The organism is Legionella anisa (genome assembly GCF_001467525.1).
Classification (GTDB): domain Bacteria; phylum Pseudomonadota; class Gammaproteobacteria; order Legionellales; family Legionellaceae; genus Legionella; species Legionella anisa.
In genome coordinates this window covers 304160-326962 of sequence record NZ_LNXS01000054.1, presented here as the reverse complement: position 1 = coordinate 326962, position 22803 = coordinate 304160, and the positions used below count along the sequence as shown (strand labels likewise).

Genomic DNA, 22803 nt, shown 5'->3' with positions numbered 1-22803 from the left:
TTTACACATAAGAGTTTTTAATAATCCATATTAATGGTAATAATAATCTATGTTTATGTCATTCCCGCGCAGGCGGGAATCCATTCCACAAGCAAAGTAAGGAATTAATTTGCTGGATAGATTCCCGCCTTCGGGGAAATGACACGATATACAACCACTATGCTCATTAAAGGATCAATGAACTGCTTAAAAAAAGTGACAATACCTCTGGGAAATTTACCCCTAATTGATTGAATGGAACAATTTTCTGATGAGGGGAAATGATCTCGTGTGATTGCAATAGCACATCAGAAGATCTTTCGTGAGTATCCGTCGAAAAAGCGAATGGGTAGCCCAGGAAATCTTTAGTTATTATTTTCTTGAATGAAATCTACTCTAAGAAACACAATTCATTTCCTTAATTTTCTCGTGAGGAAAAAAGATCTGAGAAATTCTATTTGCATCTTCAATTTGATTGGGTATAGTCTAACACATTTGTAAAAAACAACAGACCACTTACTTTGCATCACGATGCGTCAAATTCAGGCGTCATCAGAATTCTTGCCCAGGTAAGTAGTTATAACAACAGGAAGCCAGCTATGTACACAGGACCGAACTATCAACTCGGTGAAACTTACGACATGTTGCGCGACAGTGTCCACCAATTTGCTCGTGCTGAAATTGCTCCACTTGCTGCCCAAATTGACGAAAGCAATACCTTTCCTCACCATTTATGGAAAAAATTAGGTGAAATGGGATTGTTAGGAATCACTGTCAATGAAGAGTATGGCGGCGCAAACATGGGGTACCTTGCTCATGTCATCGCTATGGAAGAAATTTCCAGAGCCTCTGCATCTGTAGGCCTAAGTTACGGTGCTCACTCCAATTTATGCGTTAACCAAATTTATTTAAATGGTACGCATTCGCAAAAACAAAAATATCTGCCTAAACTTATTAGTGGAGAATATGTTGGGGCTCTGGCTATGAGTGAGTCCAACTCAGGATCCGATGTAGTCAGTATGCAATTACATGCTCGTCCAGAAGGCAACAAATATATTCTCAACGGCACCAAAATGTGGATCACCAATGGACCTGATGCGGATGTCCTAGTTGTTTACGCCAAAACTGACAAACACGCTGCAAGCAAGGGAATCACTGCGTTTCTAATTGAAAAAGGAATGCCAGGCTTTAAGACAGCTCAAAAACTCGACAAGCTAGGAATGCGTGGATCAAATACCTGCGAGTTGGTATTTGAACAATGTGAAGTTCCAGCCGAGCACGTTTTGGGTGAAGTCAATCGAGGTGTTAAAGTATTAATGAGTGGACTGGATTATGAACGTACCATTCTGGCTGCAGGCCCAGTAGGAATTATGCAAGCGTGTATGGATGTTGTTTTACCTTACGTACATGAACGAAAACAATTTGAACAACCCATAGGTGAATTTCAATTCATCCAAGGTAAATTAGCCGATATGTACACTGACCTGAGCGCCTCAAGAGCATATTTATATGCTATTGCCAGAGCGTGTGATCAAGGTATAGTAAGTCGTAAAGATGCTGCAAGCGTGATTTTATATACTGCTGAAAGAGCAACACAAATGGCATTACAAGCCATTCAAATTCTTGGCGGTAATGGATATATTAATGAGTATCCCACAGGGCGTTTACTGCGTGATGCAAAATTATATGAAATAGGGGCTGGTACTTCTGAAATCAGAAGAATGCTTATTGGACGAGAACTTTTTAAAGAAACAGCATAAGGAAAAATGAAAATGGAACAGAATGACATAGTAATCGTTGCGGCAAAAAGAACTCCTATGGGAGCCATGTTAGGAAATTTATCAGCTCTTTCAGCTCCAGAATTAGGAGCAATTGCACATATAGCTGCTCTATCTCAAGCAGGAATTAGCCCCGCAGAAATCGACGAAGTAATCAGTGGTTGTGTCTTACAAGCTGGAATTGGTCAAGCTCCGGCACGACAAGCAGCAATTAAGGCTGGATTGCCCAACTCCTCAGGAGCGACCACCATCAATAAAATGTGTGGCTCAGGAATGAAGGCAGTTATGTTAGCTCATGACTTAATTCGAGCAGGCACTGCACATATTATTCTTGCCAGTGGTATGGAGAGCATGAGTAATGCTCCTTATCTATTGAGTAAGGCACGTTCAGGATACCGGCTAGGACATGGTGAATTAAAAGACCATATGTTTCTCGACGGATTAGAAGATGCCTATGATAGAGGAAAATTAATGGGTGTTTTCGCAGAAGCTACAGCGAGTCACTTTCATTTTAGCAGAGAGCAACAGGATGAATTTGCTACTCGCTCCATGAGCAGAGCAATCGATGCAATAGAAAATGGATCGTTTAAAGAAGAAATTGCCCCCATAACGATTAATACGCGTAAGGGTGATATTACAGTGAATGTGGATGAAGGTCCTGATGCTGCAAAAATCGCTAAGATATCTCAATTAAAACCCGCTTTTAAAGCAGACGGAACCGTTACCGCAGCCAATTCAAGTTCCATATCTGATGGTGCAGCAAGTCTGATTTTAATGAGTGCTGGACAGGCAGAAAAACGCGGCATTCAACCCATCGCCCGCATTGTTGCTCATGCAAGTCATTCACAAGCACCCGAGTGGTTTACTACAGCGCCAGTAGATGCCATTCGCAAAGTTATGAATAAAGCATCGTGGAAACAAAATGATGTGGATCTATATGAAATAAATGAAGCATTTGCTGTAGTAACAATGGCTGCTATGACACAACTTGAATTAAACCCAGAACAAGTTAATATTCACGGTGGAGCTTGTGCTTTGGGTCATCCAATTGGTGCATCCGGTGCGCGTATTTTAGTAACTTTAATACACGCTCTAAAACATCAAGGAAAAAAACGTGGTGTCGCTTCGTTGTGTATTGGTGGTGGTGAAGCAACTGCTATGGCAATTGAATTAATTTAAAACAAAAAGTCCCCCTCGCCCATAAATGGGATAGGGGATCTTCTTATAAAGGTAATAGCTCAGGTCCCATATTAAACGGTTGGATTTTCTCGCAAGATGCGTCAAATACAACGTTTCCGGTAGGGGCTGAGCACTTACAAAAAAGGATGTTCATGCTACGACACAGTCTTATTTACCTGATACTGAGTATTTTGGTAGTACTATTCGCAAAATACGCGCATCTTGTTATTGTCTATGTTGATATGTTTTTTACCTACGTTAATTTGAAATTGACCCCTATATTCAGCCAAACAGGCTGGGGACTTGTAGTTCGCAAAATTTTGGTTCTTGTTGTATTACCTGTAGTGATTACTGCCGTTCCAGCGCTTATTTACAAATTCATAAAAGGAGGCAATATGCCTCACTTTATTGCGATTACTTGGATTATTTGGACAATCATTGTTTTAAGCGATATTTTGGTACTACGATAAGGAACAGGCATGGCAAAATTAATTAGTCAAATCAACACAAGCAGTCAAGAATTCAAAGAAAACCAAACAGCCATGCAATCCTTAGTAGATGAATTACACAATCGAATTCAGTACATTGCTTTAGGTGGTGATGAGAAAGCACGTGCCCGTCATTTAAAACATGGTAAATTATTGCCAAGAGAACGATTGCAACAATTACTTGATCCTGGAAGTCCTTTTCTTGAACTATCACAACTTGCCGCCTATCAAGTATATGATGATGTAGTCCCTGCTGCAGGGATTATCACCGGGATCGGCTGGGTTTCAGGTATGGAGTGCGTTATTGTTGTGAATGACCCTACGGTAAAAGGCGGTACTTATTATCCCTTAACCGTAAAAAAACACCTAAGGGCACAAGAAATCGCGCTAATGAATCATTTGCCTTGCATTTACCTGGTAGACTCCGGAGGAGCCTATTTACCCCATCAGGATGAAGTATTCCCTGATCGTGATCATTTTGGACGAATCTTTTTCAATCAAGCGCAAATGTCTGCGCAAAATATTCCGCAAATTGCAGTAGTTATGGGTTCTTGTACTGCTGGTGGCGCTTATGTTCCTGCAATGGCCGACGAATCAATTATGGTTAAAAATCAAGCCACAATTTTTCTTGGCGGACCGCCTCTTGTCAAAGCAGCTACAGGGGAAGTCATCAGTGCTGAGGAGTTAGGCGGTGCTGAAGTCCATTGTCGACATTCAGGTGTAGCTGATCACTACGCCGAACATGATGCTCATGCGCTCCATCTAGCACGAACCACCATGAGCAATTTAAATCGTAAAAAACCACAACAATTAACGCGGATTGAAACCGTAGAGCCACTCTATGACAGTAAAGAATTAAATGGCATAGTCCCTACTGATCCCCGAAAACCCTTTGATATTCGAGAAATTATTGCACGCATTGTTGATGGTTCTGAATTTGATGAATTTAAAGCACTCTTTGGCACAACATTGGTTTGTGGCTTCGCACGCTTATACGGATATCCCATAGGAATTATTGCAAATAATGGCATCCTATTTAGCGAAAGTGCTTTGAAAGGAACCCACTTTATAGAACTTTGTTGCCAACGTAAAATTCCTTTATTGTTTCTGCAAAATATTACTGGTTTTATGGTTGGCTCTAAATATGAAGCCTCCGGTATTGCTAAACACGGTGCTAAAATGGTAACCGCAGTCGCCAACGCCAATGTCCCTAAATTTACAGTAATCGTTGGTGGTAGTTTTGGCGCAGGGAATTATGCCATGTGCGGACGCGCCTATAATCCTAATTTTCTCTGGTCTTGGCCTAACTCACGTATTTCAGTCATGGGAGGAGAACAGGCTGCTAATGTTTTGGCACAAGTTAATCGAGACAAATTGGCAAAGCAAGGAAACGATTGGCCTGTAGAAGAGGAGGAACGTTTTAAAGAGAAATTACGCTCCCAATATGAGGCTCAGGGAAATCCTTATTATGCCAGTGCCCGATTGTGGGATGATGGGGTTATTGCCCCCCAGGATACACGCAAAGTATTAGGGCTAGGGTTATCAGCCGCATTAAATGCCCCTATTGAATCAACGCGCTTTGGCGTATTTCGCATGTAAGGAGTCCCTAGGTGAGCGACTTGTTGTTTGAAATTCAGGATCGCTTGTGTTTACTCACTTTAAATCGTGTGAATAAACACAATGCATTCGATAATCAGCTTTTAAGTGAGATGCAACATCAGCTTGATGCTGCTATTGCCAATTCTAATGTTCGTGTCATAGTGCTCAAAGCAAATGGAAAACATTTTTCTGCAGGCGCTGACTTAGCCTGGATGCAAAACATGGCGCGTTATAATGAAGAAGAAAATCTCAAGGATGCCATGGTGCTTGGTAATCTGATGTACACTTTAAATAAAAGCCCTAAACCTACTTTGGCTATGGTGCATGGCTCTGCTTTTGGTGGTGGAGCAGGACTTGCAGCTGCATGTGATATTACTATAGCTTCGCAATCAGCACGTTTTTGTTTTTCGGAAGTTAAATTGGGACTAATACCGGCAGTAATTAGTCCATACGTCGTGCAAGCGATTGGCGAACGTAGCGCTAAAGCATTATTTATGAGTGCTGAGGTTTTTGATGCTGCTAAGGCATTGTCATTACATTTAGTACAACACTGTGTTCCTGAGGAAAGCGTGTTGGAATTTACACTGAATTATGCAAAACAAATCAGCAATAATGCACCCGACGCAGTCAGAGCATCAAAACAACTGGCAAGCTATGTAGCAAATAAAAAAATAAATGAAGAACTTGTTTATTACACTGCTTCTTTAATCGCTCAAAAAAGAGTATCAGTTGAAGGACAACAAGGACTTAATGCATTTTTAAAGAAAGAAACACCGAATTGGAGCTAAAATCGGAGCCCTCAAATAGTGTAGCCTGGGTGAAGCGAAGCGTAACCCGGGAATGATTCGTCATAGATCCCGGGTTACGCTTCGCTTCACCCAGGTTACAATGCATTGGGACTACGTTAAATAATGTATAAGTGGTTATAAAAGTAAAAATTAATGAGGCACTAATGTTTAATAAAATTCTTATTGCCAACCGCGGTGAAATTGCGTGCAGAATTATCAAAACTGCTCGATCTATGGGCATACACACAGTAGCTATTTATTCCTCGGTTGATAAAGACAGTCTGCATGTACGAAGTGCTGACAGCGCATATTGTGTGGGCGACGCACCTGCTAAAGACAGTTATCTAAATATCGCTAAAATTATTCATATTGCCAAGGAAAGTGGAGCACAAGCCATCCATCCCGGTTATGGATTTTTATCTGAAAACCCTGAGTTTGCGAAAGCATGTAAAGAAGCTGACATTGTATTTATTGGTCCTTCAGTCGAAGCAATGGAAGCAATGGCCTCCAAACAATTGGCCAAACAATTACTGGAAAAAACCAGAGTCCCATTAACTCCAGGTTATCACGGCAGCGAACAAACTGAAGACAAATTACTGGCTGAAGCAAAAAAAATAGGATTTCCTGTCCTACTCAAAGCGGCTAATGGCGGTGGTGGTAAAGGGATGCGTGCCGTTCATCACGAATCAGAGTTTAGTGCTGCCCTGGCAGGAGCAAAACGTGAATCAATGGCAAGTTTTGCCGATGACACAATGATTATAGAAAAACTGGTGCTTCATCCTCGCCATGTTGAATTACAAATCATGGCAGACAATCATGGCAATGTAGTTCATTTATTCGAACGCGATTGCTCTATTCAACGGCGACACCAAAAAATTATTGAAGAGGCTCCAGCACCCAATTTGTCTATGTCTTTACGACAAAAACTTGCTGAGGCAGCTTGTGAAGTAGCCCGATCTATAAAATACAGTGGCGCAGGTACTGTTGAATTTTTAGTAGATGCTTCTGAACATTTCTATTTCATGGAAATGAATACTCGATTGCAGGTAGAACATCCAGTGACTGAAATGATCACCGGGCTTGATTTAGTCGCCTGGCAGTTGAAAATTGCTGCTAATGAAACGTTACCCTTAACACAAGATAGAATTCAAGCACAGGGTCATGCAATCGAATGCCGTATCTATGCAGAGGATCCGTATCATGACTTTATTCCATCGATAGGACAAATCCACTTTTTGCAAGAACCTTCTGGAGATGGAATACGCATTGATACTGGGGTACAACGTTTATCACAAATTACCATGTACTATGACCCTATGATTGCCAAGCTTATCGTGTGGGGAGCTAATCGCGATGAAGCATTATCTCGATTAGGGCTCGCTTTATCCAATTATTTTATTGGCGGAGTCAAAACAAACATTCCATTTTTAAAAGCTATTTGCCAACATCCTAAATTCAAGCAGGTAAAACTCAGTACCGATTTTTTAAGCCAGGAAGAAATCAAACTCCCTGCAACAGACAAAGAAATCGCCTTAGTCATGGCTGTGAGCTTTGATTATTTAAACAACTTCAATACATTTCAGGATCCCCTACTGCAAGAAACATTTGCCTGGCAATCTCAAATATCAAGCCATTGGATATGGCGCTATAAAGATCAGGATGAACAGATTGAAGCATTTATCACTCCTATTGATAAAAATCACTTTAAAGTTCAATTCAAAACACAGGAATTTTTGATTTATGCTCATTTAAGTGGCGATAAAATCTATGTTGAAACAAAGATACAAAAACATCACGCTACAGTTGAAAATAAAAAACAATCCTTAACCTTGTATACGAGTCAAGGGCAAATTACTATTGAACGGTTTAACTGGGGAACAATTGGTGCACAAACCAACATACATAAAGGACAACTTACAGCCCCAATGCCAGCTACTGTAGTCGCAATTTTAAAAAATATTGGTGAAAAGGTAAAAGCGGGTGACCGTTTAATTGTTTTAGAAGCAATGAAAATGGAACATACCATTCATGCCCCCACTGACGGCACTTTATTAGATATATTCTATGCTGTGGGGGCACAAGTGAATGAAGGAGAGGAACTACTGTCATTAAGTGAAGAAGATTCTTAAAATATAGTGCTTGATGAAACGAAACTAACCCAAAAGAGCACATGACTACAGATATGCTATACCAGCAAAGTAGGACCACCCTGGAACATTAAAAGAGATAATTATGGACTATCCGCAAAACGTAACCATTATAGAAGTAGGCCCGCGCGATGGCTTGCAAAATGAGTCTTCTTTTGTATCCAGCAAACACAAAATTGAATTAATCAATTTACTTAGTGAATCTGGCTTGCACTATATCGAAGTAACTAGTTTTGTATCTGCAAAAGCAATTCCACAACTGGCAGACCATAATGAAGTATTCCGTGCCATAGATAAAATCCCATCCATACATTATTCTGCATTAGTTCCTAATGAGCACGGCATGCTCAAAGCACTGGAGGCTGGCGTTAAAGAAATTGCCGTATTTACTGCGGCAAGTGAACAATTTAACCAACGAAATATTAATTGCTCCATCGATGAAAGTATTTCTCGTTTTATGCCCGTCCTCATTTTAGCAAAAGAAAAACACATCAAGGTACGAGGGTATATTTCCTGTGTCCTTGGTTGTCCTTATGAAGGAAGTATAGCTCCCGGAAAAGTAGTAGAAGTAACGAAAAAATTAGTGGATTTGGGTGTAGATGAAATTTCACTAGGAGATACTATAGGTGTTGGAACCCCATATCAAACCCATCTATTACTCGAACAAGTACTTAAAATATTGCCACTGGACCAATTGGCAATGCATTTTCATGACACTTATGGTCAAGCCATAGCAAATATTTATACTTCCTTACAACACGGTGTCCACCGTTTTGATAGTTCTGTTGCTGGGCTTGGTGGTTGCCCTTATGCTCGTGGAGCAAGCGGTAATGTAGCCACCGAAGACGTTCTATACTTAATGCATGGTTTAGGAATAAATACCGGTGTAGATATATTTAAAATTGTGGCAGCTGGCGACATGATCTGTAAGATTTTAGGACGTAAAAATCAATCAAAAGTCGCGAATGCTATGTTAGCAAATCCCTGTAATTAGAACATTTATCAAGTGATGCGCACTTCTCCCAGACTGTCTCTATTACATAGAGTCTGGCTGAAAGTAATAAATAAGAGGTAATAACTCAAATTCCTGTGTTAATCGAACGATCGGATTTGAGTGCAGGTTGTGAGAAATTTTTTTAAGCAAGCGCAGCATACATCAGTATGTGAGCATTGATTGGGAAAATTTTCTTGCAAGATGTGCCAAATACGGCCGTTCCCTCATAGGGACTGAGCACTTACAATAAGAGAGAATGAAATGAATGACATCTTATGGAAGCCCAAACATCCTAAAAAAAGTAAAATGTGGCAATTTATGGAATTCGCTGCCAAACAAAACGGCCAGATTTTTGAAAATTACCAAGATATGCATACCTGGTCCATTAAACATCCCGATTCTTTTTGGCCAACACTTTGTGATTTCTTTCATGTGCAGTTTAATACAGAGCCTTACCAGATCCTGAATCATGAAAATAAAATGATCAATGCACATTGGTTTGCTGGGGCTCAATTTAATTTTGCTGAAAAGTTGTTATCACGTAAAGACAAACATCCAGCTTTAATTAGTCTTAATGAAGACAACAGCAAGCAAGTAATTAGCTACGAACAATTGCATGATTTAGTCGCACAATGTGCAGCAGGTTTAAAAGCGATTGGAGTTAATGCCGGCGACAGAGTAGCAGCTTTAATGCCCAATACCGCGCATACAATTATCGCCATGCTCGCTACTACCTCATTAGGAGCGATTTGGTCTTCCTGCTCACCTGATTTTGGCGCCCAAGCAGCGATTGATCGATTGGGCCAAATTGATCCCAAAGTATTGTTTATCTGTGATGGGCATCAATATCAAGGAAAAAAACACAGCGGGGCGGAAAAAATCAAACAACTGAATGATGCCATTAGCTCACTCATCCAAATTGTAATTTGTCCTAATATAAATGAACCTATCGATATTTCTGCACTACCCAAAGCACAACATTGGAAGAATTTTCTTCGTCCAACAAGTTTCTGTGAATTTGTTTCCATGCCTTTTGAACATCCGGTTTACATTATGTTCTCATCAGGAACTACTGGAAAACCCAAATGCATTGTTCATGGAGCAGGTGGCACCCTATTACAGCACCTTAAAGAATTAGGATTGCATACCGATCTGCACGCTAAGGACAACTTATTTTTTTATACTACGTGCGGGTGGATGATGTGGAACTGGACTGTTTCTGCACTTGCCTTAGGAGTAACTCTCACTTTATACGAAGGTTCTCCAACTTATCCCGAGAGCAATCGTTTATTCAAACTCATTGAGGAAGAGCAGGTCACTGTTTTTGGCACAAGTGCCAAATTTATCTCCTCCGTAGAAAAAGCAGGAGTTAAACCCAAAGAGGAGTTTGATTTAACTCACTTGCGCTGCATACTCTCTACAGGTTCACCACTTCTACCTAAAAATTATGATTATGTCTACGAACAAATCAAAGAGGATGTGCAGCTTTGTTCTATTTCAGGTGGTACTGATATTATTTCTTGTTTTGCCTTAGGTAATCCAATGCTTCCAATTTACAGAGGTGAATTGCAATGCCTTGGTCTTGGCATGGCTGTTGATGTATTTGATGAGGAAGGGCATCCCGTTCGTGAAGAGCGGGGAGAATTAGTTTGTACAGCCCCCTTCCCGTCCATGCCTGTAGGTTTTTGGAATGATCCCGAAAGAACCGCGTATCAACGTGCTTATTTCGAACGGTTTCCGGGAATATGGGCTCATGGAGATTTTGCAGAGATTACTGCTCATAATGGATTAATCATTTATGGACGCTCCGACGCTGTTTTAAATCCTGGAGGCGTGCGCATTGGTACCGCTGAAATTTATAGACAAGTAGAAAAAATAGATGAAGTAGTCGACAGCATTGTAATTGGTCAAGATTGGCAAGATGATGTGCGTATCGTTTTGTTTGTTAAATTACGTGCCGACATGGAGCTCACAGAAGAGCTAATAAATAAAATACGTTTAACGATTCGTCAGAATGCCTCACCAAGACACGTCCCAGCGAAAATAGTACAAGTTGAAGATATTCCAAGAACAATTAGTGGTAAAATAGTTGAGGTAGCGGTCAGGCAAGTAGTTCATGGTTTACCTGTAAATAATTTGCAATCTCTGGCAAATCCTCAATCATTGGATTATTTTAAAAATCGCGAAGAATTACAAAAATAAAAAGTAGCCTGGGTGCAGTGCAGCGGAACCCGGGGTTAGAAACTTTATTCGTGTTTAGAAAACCCGGGTTCCGCTGCACTGCACCCAGGCTACTTTACCTCTTAAAAAACCAAAATATCACTAAAATCATAAAGCGTTACGTTGTTTATGCCAACAATTTGTGTATAATATTGCAATGGCGTCGATTTGAAATTCAGCTTGCGGACGCTCAAAAAAGAGTTCTTTTTTGAAAATACGGCTAAAGCGGATATGATTACATCCCTCTAAGTCCCCGTCCGTACGCATAGTCTCAGGTTATAATAATGATTGAATTAAGTGGATTATCCAAATCCTTTTCGGGTAAATCTGTTCTGTGTAACATTAATCTATTTATCCAAGAAGGTGAAATTTTCGGAATCATTGGTAAAAGTGGTGCAGGAAAATCAACCTTATTAAGATGCATTAATCTTCTAGAACGGCCTGATGAAGGTCATGTCATTATTGATAACCAATATTTGACACGTCTTTCAAGAAAAGATTTGGCTTTAGCCCGCCACAAAATGGCAATGATTTTTCAACAATTCAATTTACTCAACTCAAAAAATGTTTATGACAACATCGCGCTTCCTATGCGCATTCAAGGAATTGACGAAGAGGTCATTCGTAATAAAATTGAAGAATTACTGCCAGTTGTCGAATTAACCGATAAAAAACTGGCATACCCCGCACAACTCAGTGGCGGTCAAAAACAAAGGGTAGCTATTGCTCGTGCCTTAAGTTGCTCACCTAAAATTCTGCTTTGCGATGAGGCAACTTCGGCATTAGACCCCGAAACAACAGATTCTATTTTAGCGCTGCTAAAAAAGATTAATGCACTTTATGGCATCACGATAATCCTTATCACTCATGAAATGGATGTAGTGAAACGTATTTGTAACCGGTTGGCAGTAATGGTTGATGGCGAGTTGGTTGAAACCACCGCCCTCGCTAATGTATTTAATAAAAAAGACAGTCTGGCTCGAAGTATGCTTTATGCACAACTCAGCCCACAACTGCCTGAATGTCTTACTAAAAGACTCGCAGATTACGTAACGGATAAACCTTTACTGCGCTTATTCTTCCAGGGTGAAGAAGCAACAGTACCTTTTATTAGTCAAACAAGTCGTGAGTTAAATCTGGACATTAACATCCTGCTCGCCAATATAGATCGTTATGATACAGTAACTTGCGGTGTTTTAGTTGTTGAATTAACTGCACATCAATTTCTACTTGAAGCATTCATTGAACGCTGTGAACAAGCCAATTTAACTGTGGAGGTTTTAGGTTATGTCCTTCCCGATGGCATATGATTTATTCATTGCAACATGCGAAACACTGTATATGGTAGCCATTAGTACTTTATTTGCAGTGATACTCGGCCTACCTTTAGGAACGTGGCTCTATTCGTCCAGTCATATTAAACCAATGCCTAAAGTGTATAAGGCATTATCTGCCTTCATTAACATGGCACGCTCCATACCTTTTATTATTTTATTGGTAGCAATTATTCCATTCACCCGGCTCATCGTTGGTACTTCAATTGGAATGAACGCAGCAATAGTACCTCTTACTCTTGGCGCAACACCCTTTTTTGCTCGCTTGGTAGATAATGTTTATCGTAGCTTACCTTCAGGCCTTATCGAAACAGGTTATGCAATGGGGGCAAACACCCAACAAATTATTTTGCATATTTTATTACCCGAAGCGAAACCTGCATTAATTCATGCTATTACTGTTACAGCGATTACTTTAGTCAATTATTCAGCAATGGCAGGAACCGTTGGTGCTGGCGGGTTGGGTACTTTGGCAATTAACTACGGTTATCAACGCTTTGATGCCGGAGTCATGATATCTACAGTAATCATTTTGATTCTGATGGTACAACTGATGCAAATGGCCGGAGATTATTTAGCAAAACGTTTTTTACATCACTAAAGGTCTGTTAACATTTCGCTATCTTGAGTCAAAATGGCCTGATTTTCGAGTACCGAAGCGCAGCATACATGAAGTATGTGAGCATCGGAGCGCAGAAAATCAGGGCAGTTTGGCCAAGATAGTAGAAATGGAAACAGACCCCTGTGTTATTTTTTGGAGTATTAAATGCGTATTTTAGCTTATTGCTTTTTATTATTGAGTCTTGTTGCATGTAACAAACCCTCACCAAATACTTTGGTAGTAGGAACTATTGCTGGTCCTGAAACCGAACTGGTTGAAACAGCAAAAGAAGTAGCAAAGAACAAATACGACTTAAATATAAAAATTGTGACCTTCAATGATTACAATTTACCCAATGAAGCATTACAGGATGGGAGTTTAGATGCTAATGTTTACCAACATTTACCTTATCTAAATGCAGCTATTAAAGCCCATGGATATACTTTAGAGCCAATAGGTAGAACGTTTGTTTATCCTATGGGTATTTATTCCAAAAAATACACTACGTTACACCAATTACCAGAAAAAGCGGTAATAGCACTCCCCAACGACCCCAGCAATGAAATGCGTGCGCTGCAATTATTGGAAAAAGCACAATTGATTACCTTAAAACCGACTCAAAATGCGGGTCTAAAAGATATTGCAACAAATCCACATAATCTACAGTTCAAAGAAATGGACGCCGCACAATTACCAAGAGTTTTGCCCGACGTGGATGCCGCAGTAATCAATACAACCTTTGCCTTACCTGCAGGTTTAAATCCTTCACGTGATGCATTATTTACTGAAGATAAGAACTCGCCTTATGCCAATATTATTGTCATTCGCAGCAACTCCCCTAAAAAAGCACAACTGGAGCTCTTTGTAAAAGCGTTAAACTCCGAAGAAGTTAAAGAAAAAGCTAAAACTTTATTTGGAGATTCAGCGATTCCTGCCTGGTAGGATTCTATAGCGTCATCCTATGCTCCGTATATTGTAGCCTGGGTGCAGCGCAGCGTAACCCGGGTTTCGCTGCGCTGCACCCAGGCTACAATGCATCCCATGTGAACGATCCCCCGTGACTACAAGTACATGACTGAGCCGAACGAGCTTGCAACGATGTATAGAACTTAAGGGTGGCGCTATATCTTAAATCGAGATAAACATCAAATCCTCTGCAGAGCATCAAAATCACATTCAAATCAAACCTTAATTCTATCTTAATGAAAAAGTGTTATACTTTATAAAAAAGATAGCTCTTGAGGTACCAACCTATGCCTTCGTTTCGACAAGCATTTTTTAATCTTTTAAATTCTAGAAAATATACAAAACAATTTACGCCTGATGAACTAGAAAAAATCTATAAAGACTATCGCGACAAAGTCGGATTATCTGAAGACCTTACTTTTGGAGCTGAAGCTTTTGATAACCATGTTAATAAAAGAATTCAAGACCACAAAGGTTTTAAAACGCCAATCGGTCCAGAGGAAGGAGATACTCTTGAGAAATTACTCAAAGACGATACTCCTAAAGAGAAAAAAGAAGTTAGAGATGAACTCAAATCAATATTAGAACCCCAAGATTTTTTTACTGCAGCGCAGCAGCAATATAAAGATTCAATGGAGTATTTTCATAAGCGGATGAAGGAGTTTCCAGAACTAACAATAGACAACCTTCGAGGCCAACTTGAACAAATTACTACTCGCGGAAGAGACGCACTACTCGCTCAACAAAAAGAAGAACTAAAAAATTTAGAAGCTAAAGCTCAAGGTATAGCGCAAAAAATCGGAACTGCTTTAAATATTAGCGATCCTGGAAAAATACAAGAAATACAAGATAATTTAATCAAAGACTTAAAAAAATCCCATGAAGATCAACTGGCTGAATTCAATAAAACTGCAAAAGACAATGAGGGAATACTCCATAAAGCTGCGGGCCAGGAACAAAGAAAAATGCTCTTCTCTGTCTTATTAGAAAAGACGAGATTACAGCTGAGCGACAAAGATAAGCAAGATATGTTGGACGAAATGAATCGGGCACGAGAGGAGAATCTGAAACGAAGACAGATGACTCGTCCAGATGAGCTTACAACAGGTTACATAGGTAGTAGCGATGATGAAGATACCATCTCTGCTATAAACCCAAATGACTTAGATTTTATCATTTCCCTATCCGGGTCTCGGATATACCAAACGACCAAGGGAACAGCTGACCAACCTGGTGTGTGGACAGTAAGTATGAGTCCTCGCATACTTTCTCCCTTTTACTATTTAAGTAATAAGGAAAATCCTAAAGTAGACATGCTGACGATGGCTCAAGCAGTTAGAGCCTCTGGATTTGACTCAATCACCATAACTATTAATTTCAAGGATAAGGAAACCCAAAAAGCAAGAGCCCGAGAAGCCTATAAAGCAGCACTTGAGACTGGTTTTGCTCCCGGCCCATTACCTGGACAAGAAGGAAAAGAAAAACCAGTACAGGGTATTGTTTTAAAAGATGGAGCTGGCAATGATATTATTGCAAGAGATCTCTTCTCTGCCGAAGAATTGGATCATCTTCATCAAGAAGCAGCCAAAACACGTGCGAAACTCGATAAAGTAGTAGAAGTACCTAAACCAGTATCTTCCGAAGAAACTACCACAAAATTTCGCAAAGATCTCGATGATGGTAGAAAAGAATTTAGAGCTAAAGAAAGCAAACCAGAACCTGATTTGGCTAAAGAACAAGAACATGAAGAAAAAATAAAACGCATTCTCAGTAGTTAACTAAAATGCCACCTGGTTTTTTACTTTAAAACCAGGTATGACGTTTTTGATAGTTTACCTAAAATAATGCTCAAAAAATTCCACTATTCCGCTCACTTAATTTCTGTTATTTTATAAGATTAACTACGGGTTAGGCTAAGGAGATAGCTATGGACACTCGTGAATTCGATGAAGAAGTTAACGATACGGAAGATTTTGGTGTCGATACACTCCTAACTGCGGAAACAAGTCCTTCGACTAAATTGGAACGAAGAAGAAGAATAGAAGACTTATTCGAAGAAAAACGTCTCCGAGAAGAACTCTCTGAATTTGGTTAACCTTGTAATGTAGCCTGGGTGCAGCGCAGCGGAACCCGGGAAAATAGTCCTGAATCCCGAGTTCCGCTGCGCTGCACCCAGTCTACAATGACCGCAAATTAGAAAAGTAAATATCAAACCGTACTGTTTTTCCCTCTACAGCTGCATGCGCAGGCAATAAAGGCTTTGTTTTTTGAGGCCATTTTACTACTACCTTTTGTTTCGTCCGACTTATCGCCAATTGAATGAGTTTCAGTGCGTCCTCATCTGCGCCGATTATTTGTTGTAATGCTTGCATTTCTTTTTTTACCAATGCCGACTTACTACGCTCGGGATGCATGGGATCAATGTAAATAACGTCAGGGTAGTCCTGTTCTGCTAAGGAACTCAAGTAGGAATAAGCATCTCCAGTATGAAGCATCAAAGGCAGGAAGTCTTTCTCTGGCTCATTTCTGCGAATTAAGGCATCTGACAATAAAGAAGCCATAACAGGATGACGTTCAATCATTAACACTTCGGCACCAAAACTGGCTAAAATGGCGGAATCACGCCCCCAACCTGCAGTTGCATCAATAATTTTAAGCCCAGGAGAAGGTTTGCAGGCACGAACTAATCCTTGCTTTTTCCCCTCAGACTTTCTTTTACTCCAAAAAGCGGCACTGAATTCAGCACAGATTGGGGAAAAACCAGGTATTTTTAATGACAGTTTATCTTCAGTAACAAAGAGACAAAGATTTGCATTTTTGTCTAAAACAAAGTTCAGTAGTTTTGCAATTGTTATTGCTTTATCGTGCAAACCTTCATGTTCGTAACCTACTGCTGAAATTTTGACCATATTTGATACCAAAAATATTTAACTATTTGAAACATAAATATCCTCTTTGGCATACAAGACATCGTTCTGCCCTTAATGCTATGTCTCATTCAATGGCTGCTTTAGCTGCTTATACCATTGAGCCACTCAAATTGTCTACAGTTAAACCTCTGACAAAGGAACCCGCCTTGCTTACTGCAAATTAAACTTAAAAAACTCCGAACTGAGGTTATGTGAGGCCTCCTAAGTGCTGTTTGGCCCGGGGCTGGTATGAAAATATAACTTAACCTATTGCAATGGATACGGGCCCAGATCCTACTGCAAAAGGACTGCCAGGAATGGGCGTAAGGGCACCTGTTGCAGAATTTATTGATAAAGCATAAATACTCGCTTCATTTCCACTTGCGACGTACAAAAAACTACCATCAGGAGTTATAGCTATTCCTTGGCTCGCAGCGCCCACTGTAAAAGGGCTTCCAGGGACCGAGGAGGTGAGTGCACCCGTAATCGTATTTACCGAGAATGCGGTAACAGTCCCAATGCCAAAATTTGATACATAAAGAAAATTACCATTCGGTGTTATCGCAATGCCATTGGCATCATCTCCGGCTGAAAAAGGGCTCCCCACAATTGGTGTGAGCGCACCCGTAATCGTATTTCTTGAGAAGGCAGAAACAGTATCTGTGTTTTGATTTGTTATATAAACAAAATTATTATTTGGAGATACCACAATGTTTTGAGGAGTCGTTCCTCCTGTTAAAAAGGGGCTACCGGGAACCGACGTGAGAGCTCCTGTGGACGCATCTATTGAATAGGCGTAGACAGTATTCATTGAAGAATTCAATGCATAAACAAACCTGTTGTCGCGACTTACTGCGACGCCACGAGGAACTCCTCCTCCTAATGAATAAGGACTACCGACGACTGATGTCAGAGCCCCTGTAGTCGTATTGACTGTATAAACAGAAAGACCAGCAGAAACGCTACCATGTGAAGCAAAAATAAAAAGACCGCTAGGGGAGATAGCAAGGCCTCTGGGAAGCGGGCCTCCCGTGGCAAAACTACCAATTGAGCTGAGATTACCCGTCGTTAAATCTAACGAAAAGCCAAAGACGGCATTGTTAGTAGGCCCCACCTCATAAAGAAATTGGACGTCAGGGCTCAGCACGATTGAATTGGCAGTTGTTAAGCCTGTTGCAAAAGGACTACCACCTAGTGGAGTAAGGCTTCCTGTGATTGCATTTATATTAGATCCAGAAATAATATTGCCTGCCCCCACAGTATAGGAAAAAAACTCCCTACATGTAATCACTACATTGGTTACATCAGCCATCACATTGCTCCCCGAACCATTGTTAACCGTACAGATTAAGCCCTTAGGCTGGGTTAATACAGTGACATTATAACTGCCTCCAAAAGCTACAGGAGTGCTGAATTGAAATGTAGTGGCATTGGCCGCTACGGACAAATTATCCCCTCCATTATTTTGCAAAATCAACCCGCTAGTTGTAAGGCCAGAAATAGAACCCCCTATGGTATAGGTGATAGTACTGCACGTAATGGCAATATTTGTCACATTGGCCATCACATTGCTGCCCGAACCATTGTTAACCGTACAGGTTAAGCCCTTAGGCTGGGTTAATACAGTGACATTATAACTGCCTCCAAAAGCCACAGGAGTGCTGAATTGAAATGTAGTGGCATTGGCCGCTACGGACAAATTATCCCCTCCATTATTTTGCAAAACCAACCCGCTTGCTGTAAGACCAGAAATAGAGCCGCCTATGGTATACTCTTGAGCAGGGGCTTGGGTAATGTGTAAGATATTCACACTACTGGGCTGATAACATTGGTTGAGATTGCCTTGCTGACAGACCACCGGCCCTCCAATAATATTCCTGGTTATGGCACTTCCATTGACGGTTAAATTTAAAATACAAGATTGTTGATAACCTAAAATAAAGGGATTGGGACAATTTCCTGTCTTAGTGACTTGAGTAATTCCGGGAATAGCTGTCATGATCAAAGTGTGAGACCTTTTTGATTGGTTGGTAACCAGATACTTCACCGTAGCAACGCCATTTGTGGGAACTGTAATTTTCGTTGCCGTTAAAGGAGTTAAGGTCCACAATGGAGTCCCTGCATAGGCTAGGGCCATAGCAAACATCATCCAGGTACCAGTAAATACCTTATTGATAAAATGTTGTCTATTCATCTGCTGTCCTTAGGTGATGTAATGGGGTTAAAATCTCACGAGCATAGAGAGATAGATTAGGGTTACCAAACATTCTCCATTCTTCTTAGAATGTGTTCATCTAACTGTGTCACCTCGCCTCTCATTTAAGTTCCAATTTTGACTAGTATTCCCCGCGCTCGCCACGGGGTTGTTTATTCAACCGTCGAAATAAATTTGAAGCTGAAAAATGATAAATCGCCCACATCTTACATTGGTTGACTCCATTTTTCCACACTTTTGGGGAGCCCCTTCATCTAAAATAACAGGCATCTGATAATGCACGGACATCATAAAAGTGGTTAGCAAAAGAAAACCGTAGCCTGGGTGCAGCGAAGCGGAACCCGGGGCTCGAGATATGAATGAAGCTCAGAATCCCGGGTTCCGCTTCGCTGCACCCAGGCTACATGTATTATCCAATCTGCAACAATGAAATATCAGCAACTCCTTGCAATAGCTCCTGCAATCGTGCCAGAAGTGCTAAACGATTCACTTTTATTGCCGGGTCCTCCACCATGACCATTACTTTATCAAAGAAAAGATCGACCGGTTCTTTAAGACTGGCGAGTAATTTAAGTAATGGGCCATAATCAGCAGAACGATATAAAGGTTCTACTGCGCGTGCAATTTGATTGATATGAACATATAAAAACTTCTCCGGTTCTTCCTTAAAAAGTTGTTCATTAACAGATGACAATGTTTGTCTTCCTGCTTGAGAAAGCAGATTGTTCACACGCTTGCATGCAGCAGAAAGAGAAGCGGCTTCAGGCAATTTTACAAACAACTGCAGCGCACTTAAACGCTTATCCAAATCATAGAACCATTCATCCTGACGAGCTCGTACTGCGTGCACTAAATCAACACTTAATCCTTGGCCTTGGTAATTAGATTGTAACCGTTCGAGAATAAAAGACTTCAATTCACTCACTAAACTGGGTCCAACAGATATCTGGGTGCCATAATGAATAATTGCTTGCTCAATTAATGTACTTAAATTGAGTTGTGCTGGTGTTGCACAAAGTAAACGGACAACAGCTAAAGCATGACGGCGCAATTTAAAGGGGTCTTTTACTCCAGAAGGCTTTTGCCCTATACCAAAAATACCAACTAAAGTATCGATCCGGTCAGCTAAAGATAAAGCCAACCCCAAATCAGACTCAGGTAAACTGTCCGCAGCAAAACGTGGCATATATTGTTCATTTAAAGCTTGGGCGACAATGTGATCTTCACCATCATTGAGTGCGTAATAATAGCCCATTAATCCCTGTAACTCAGGAAACTCGCCAACCATTCCTGTCAACAAATCACATTTGCTCAACTGTGCTGCACGTTGTGCCTGCTGTAAGCTCAAATTCAAAGCAGGACTCAAATAAGTCATTAGTGCTTCGATCCGCAACGCTTTATCCTGTAAGCTTCCTAACTTTGCCTGGAAAACAACCTGTTCTGTACCTGAAATATGCTGACTTAAAGGCAACTTTTTATCTTGTCGGAAAAAGAATGCTGCATCACTCAAACGTGCTCGCATCACTTTTTCATTCCCTAAAATTACTTGTTTCGGATTGGTGCTCGCGATGTTCGAAACCGTAATAAAATGAGGCAGTAACTTCCCTTGCTTATCCTTTAAAGCAAAACATTTTTGATGTGATTGCATTGAAGCAATTAATGATTCAGCAGGCACTTCGAGAAATTCTTTTTCAAAATTCGCCATTAAAGCCTGAGGCCATTCAACAATTGAAGTCACCTCATCAAGCAAATCTTCAGGCATGATTGCAATAGCTTGAATGGAAGCAGCTAACTCCTCAACTTGTTTTTTAATTATGTGCTTTCTGGTTGCAAAATCAGCAATAACAAAGGATTCCTTCATTTGTACTTCGTAACTTTGCGCGGAGTTAATAACAATTTGTTGTGGATGATGAAAACGGTGTCCTCTACTGCTGCGGTCACTTCGAATACCCAAAAGGGTATGCTCAATTACCTTATCACCATAAAGCATCACTGCCCAATGGACAGGTCGCGCAAACTCTTCATCTCCTGCTCCCCAGCGCATGGGTTTAGCAATCGGCAAAGCAGCCAAAGATTGGCTAATTAAAACAGGCAGCAAATCTTTGGTTTTATTACCTTGGCTTTGCATTTCATAGACAATCCAATCTCCTTTTTCGGTTTCTATTTGGGAAAGTTGTTCCACTTCTACACCACATGATTTAGCAAAACCAAGTAACGCAGGTGTTGGCTTGCCTTCTTTGTCGTATGCTGCAGCGAATGCGGGGCCTCGACGGGTAACTCTCTGGCTTTTTTGTTCTTCTTGCAAATCCAAAATAGTAATCGCGATACGCCTTGGTGTAGCAAAACGCTTTACTTGTCCATAGCTTAATTGTGCTTTATCTAATGCAGCTAATAATTGATTAGCAAACTCATCGGCCAAAGGCCAAACTGAACCAGAAGGTAACTCTTCACAACCCAATTCAAAAATAAAATCATTGACCATCACACACCTTTTGATTAAGGAGTCATAAAAAAATAACTTGGACATGTAGCGCCCAGATTACCGTGAGATTGCCTTGTTCTTAATCGCGAAAAAGCGCAGGTGTACTCATTATCCATCGAGCTTTTGCGCGATTAAGAACAAGGCAAGATCGCGGCAAGATGGGATGCTACGTGTTCAAGTTACTTTTTCATGATTCCCAAGCATAGGAAAGCCCAAAGCTTCACGCGCTTGGTAATAAGCCTGCGCTACTGCTCTTGATAAATGTCTCACGCGTAAAATATAACGCTGTCTTTCAGTAACGGATATCGCTTTACGTGCATCAAGCAAGTTAAACGAGTGTGATGCTTTAATTACCATTTCATAAGCTGGAAGTGGTAATTGTAACGCGATCAGTTTTTGTGCCTCACTCTCATAATAATCAAATTGTTTAAATAATTCTTCTACATTGGCATGTTCAAAGTTATAAGCAGACATTTCCACTTCATTTTGGTGGAACACATTGCCATAAGTTATTATCCCATTTGCGGTATTGCTCCAGGGCAGATCAAATAAATTATCCACTCCTAATATATACATTGCCAACCGTTCCAAACCATAAGTCAACTCACCCGTTACCGGTGCACACACCAAACCACCTGCTTGTTGGAAATAGGTAAACTGGGATACTTCCATACCGTTTTGCCAAACCTCCCATCCTAAACCCCACGCACCTAAAGTAGGTGACTCCCAGTTATCTTCAACAAAGCGAATGTCATCCGCTAAAGGATCAACTCCCAGTGCACGTAATGAATCCAAATATTTATCTTGTATATCTATAGGAGAAGGCTTGAGCACTACCTGAAATTGGTAATAATGTTGCACGCGATTTGGGTTATCTCCATAACGACCATCAGTAGGTCTTCGAGAAGGCTGTACATAAGCAGCCGACCAAGGTTCAGGCCCTATTGCTCGCAAGAAGGTTGCCGGATGGAACGTACCTGCGCCAACCTCCATATCAAAAGGTTGTAAGATGACACATCCTCGAGCAGCCCAATATTGCTGCAAAGTGAGGATAATGTCCTGAAATGTAGATGGTTTTGTCATGAAAATCTCAATGTAGCCTGGGTGAAGCGAAGCGGAACCCG

At 40.7% G+C, this 22803-nt stretch carries 17 protein-coding genes; 13 read left to right on the top strand and 4 right to left on the bottom strand.

Translation table 11 applies throughout. The features are described from left to right. Nucleotides 1-578: 578 nt before the first annotated feature. The 13 genes from Lani_RS17900 (at nt 579) to Lani_RS20570 (ending at nt 16168) form a co-directional block, all read left to right on the top strand. Nucleotides 579-1739 carry an isovaleryl-CoA dehydrogenase gene (locus Lani_RS17900; RefSeq protein WP_019235405.1) on the top strand — a complete coding sequence of 387 codons (1161 nt, stop codon included), beginning with the start codon at nt 579-581 and terminating at the stop codon, nt 1737-1739. A gap of 12 nt (nt 1740-1751) precedes the next feature. Continuing rightward, entirely contained in the window at nt 1752-2936 is a 1185-nt protein-coding gene (locus Lani_RS17895) for an acetyl-CoA C-acyltransferase (RefSeq protein ID WP_019235406.1), read from the top strand. Between the two features lie 152 nt (nt 2937-3088). After that, nucleotides 3089-3406, top strand: a complete 318-nt coding sequence (locus tag Lani_RS17890) for a hypothetical protein (protein WP_019235407.1) — start codon at nt 3089-3091, stop codon at nt 3404-3406. A gap of 9 nt (nt 3407-3415) precedes the next feature. Continuing rightward, nucleotides 3416-5023: a carboxyl transferase domain-containing protein gene (locus Lani_RS17885; RefSeq protein WP_019235408.1), complete on the top strand. Its 1608-nt coding sequence runs from the start codon at nt 3416-3418 to the stop codon at nt 5021-5023. An 11-nt stretch (nt 5024-5034) separates the two neighbouring features. Further along, nucleotides 5035-5811: an enoyl-CoA hydratase-related protein gene (locus Lani_RS17880; protein ID WP_019235409.1), complete on the top strand. Its 777-nt coding sequence runs from the start codon at nt 5035-5037 to the stop codon at nt 5809-5811. A 164-nt stretch (nt 5812-5975) separates the two neighbouring features. Next, complete coding sequence (locus tag Lani_RS17875; protein WP_019235410.1) at nt 5976-7940, top strand: acetyl/propionyl/methylcrotonyl-CoA carboxylase subunit alpha; 1965 nt, start codon at nt 5976-5978, stop codon at nt 7938-7940. A 103-nt stretch (nt 7941-8043) separates the two neighbouring features. Next, the gene (locus Lani_RS17870) at nt 8044-8952 is read left to right on the top strand and encodes a hydroxymethylglutaryl-CoA lyase (RefSeq protein ID WP_019235411.1); all 909 of its coding nucleotides are present in this window, start codon (nt 8044-8046) and stop codon (nt 8950-8952) included. Between the two features lie 261 nt (nt 8953-9213). Beyond that, nucleotides 9214-11154: an acetoacetate--CoA ligase gene (locus Lani_RS17865; RefSeq protein WP_019235412.1), complete on the top strand. Its 1941-nt coding sequence runs from the start codon at nt 9214-9216 to the stop codon at nt 11152-11154. Nucleotides 11155-11456: 302 nt separating this feature from the next. Next, entirely contained in the window at nt 11457-12482 is a 1026-nt protein-coding gene (locus tag Lani_RS17860; RefSeq protein ID WP_019235413.1) for a methionine ABC transporter ATP-binding protein, read from the top strand. Beyond that, nucleotides 12460-13107 (top strand): methionine ABC transporter permease, encoded by a 648-nt coding sequence (locus Lani_RS17855; RefSeq protein ID WP_040523397.1) that lies wholly within the window; start codon nt 12460-12462, stop codon nt 13105-13107. The genes Lani_RS17860 and Lani_RS17855 overlap by 23 nt, the downstream gene beginning before the upstream one ends. Before the next feature lie 165 nt (nt 13108-13272). Further along, nucleotides 13273-14049 (top strand): MetQ/NlpA family ABC transporter substrate-binding protein, encoded by a 777-nt coding sequence (locus tag Lani_RS17850; RefSeq protein ID WP_019235415.1) that lies wholly within the window; start codon nt 13273-13275, stop codon nt 14047-14049. A gap of 311 nt (nt 14050-14360) precedes the next feature. Further along, nucleotides 14361-15851 carry a hypothetical protein gene (locus Lani_RS17845; protein WP_019235416.1) on the top strand — a complete coding sequence of 497 codons (1491 nt, stop codon included), beginning with the start codon at nt 14361-14363 and terminating at the stop codon, nt 15849-15851. Between the two features lie 149 nt (nt 15852-16000). Then, nucleotides 16001-16168 carry a PA3496 family putative envelope integrity protein gene (locus Lani_RS20570; protein ID WP_019235417.1) on the top strand — a complete coding sequence of 56 codons (168 nt, stop codon included), beginning with the start codon at nt 16001-16003 and terminating at the stop codon, nt 16166-16168. An 82-nt stretch (nt 16169-16250) separates the two neighbouring features. Here the strand turns inward: Lani_RS20570 and Lani_RS17840 are convergent, their stop codons facing one another. From Lani_RS17840 to glyQ, 4 genes are all read right to left on the bottom strand, one after another. Further along, entirely contained in the window at nt 16251-16982 is a 732-nt protein-coding gene (locus Lani_RS17840) for a class I SAM-dependent methyltransferase (RefSeq protein WP_019235418.1), read from the bottom strand. A 262-nt stretch (nt 16983-17244) separates the two neighbouring features. After that, complete coding sequence (locus Lani_RS17830) at nt 17245-19176, bottom strand: lactonase family protein (protein ID WP_019235419.1); 1932 nt, start codon at nt 19174-19176, stop codon at nt 17245-17247. Nucleotides 19177-19606: 430 nt separating this feature from the next. After that, nucleotides 19607-21679 (bottom strand): glycine--tRNA ligase subunit beta, encoded by a 2073-nt coding sequence (gene glyS / locus Lani_RS17825; RefSeq protein ID WP_019235420.1) that lies wholly within the window; start codon nt 21677-21679, stop codon nt 19607-19609. Nucleotides 21680-21853: 174 nt separating this feature from the next. Next, nucleotides 21854-22762 (bottom strand): glycine--tRNA ligase subunit alpha, encoded by a 909-nt coding sequence (gene glyQ, locus Lani_RS17820; RefSeq protein ID WP_019235421.1) that lies wholly within the window; start codon nt 22760-22762, stop codon nt 21854-21856. Between the last annotated feature and the right edge of the window lie 41 nt (nt 22763-22803).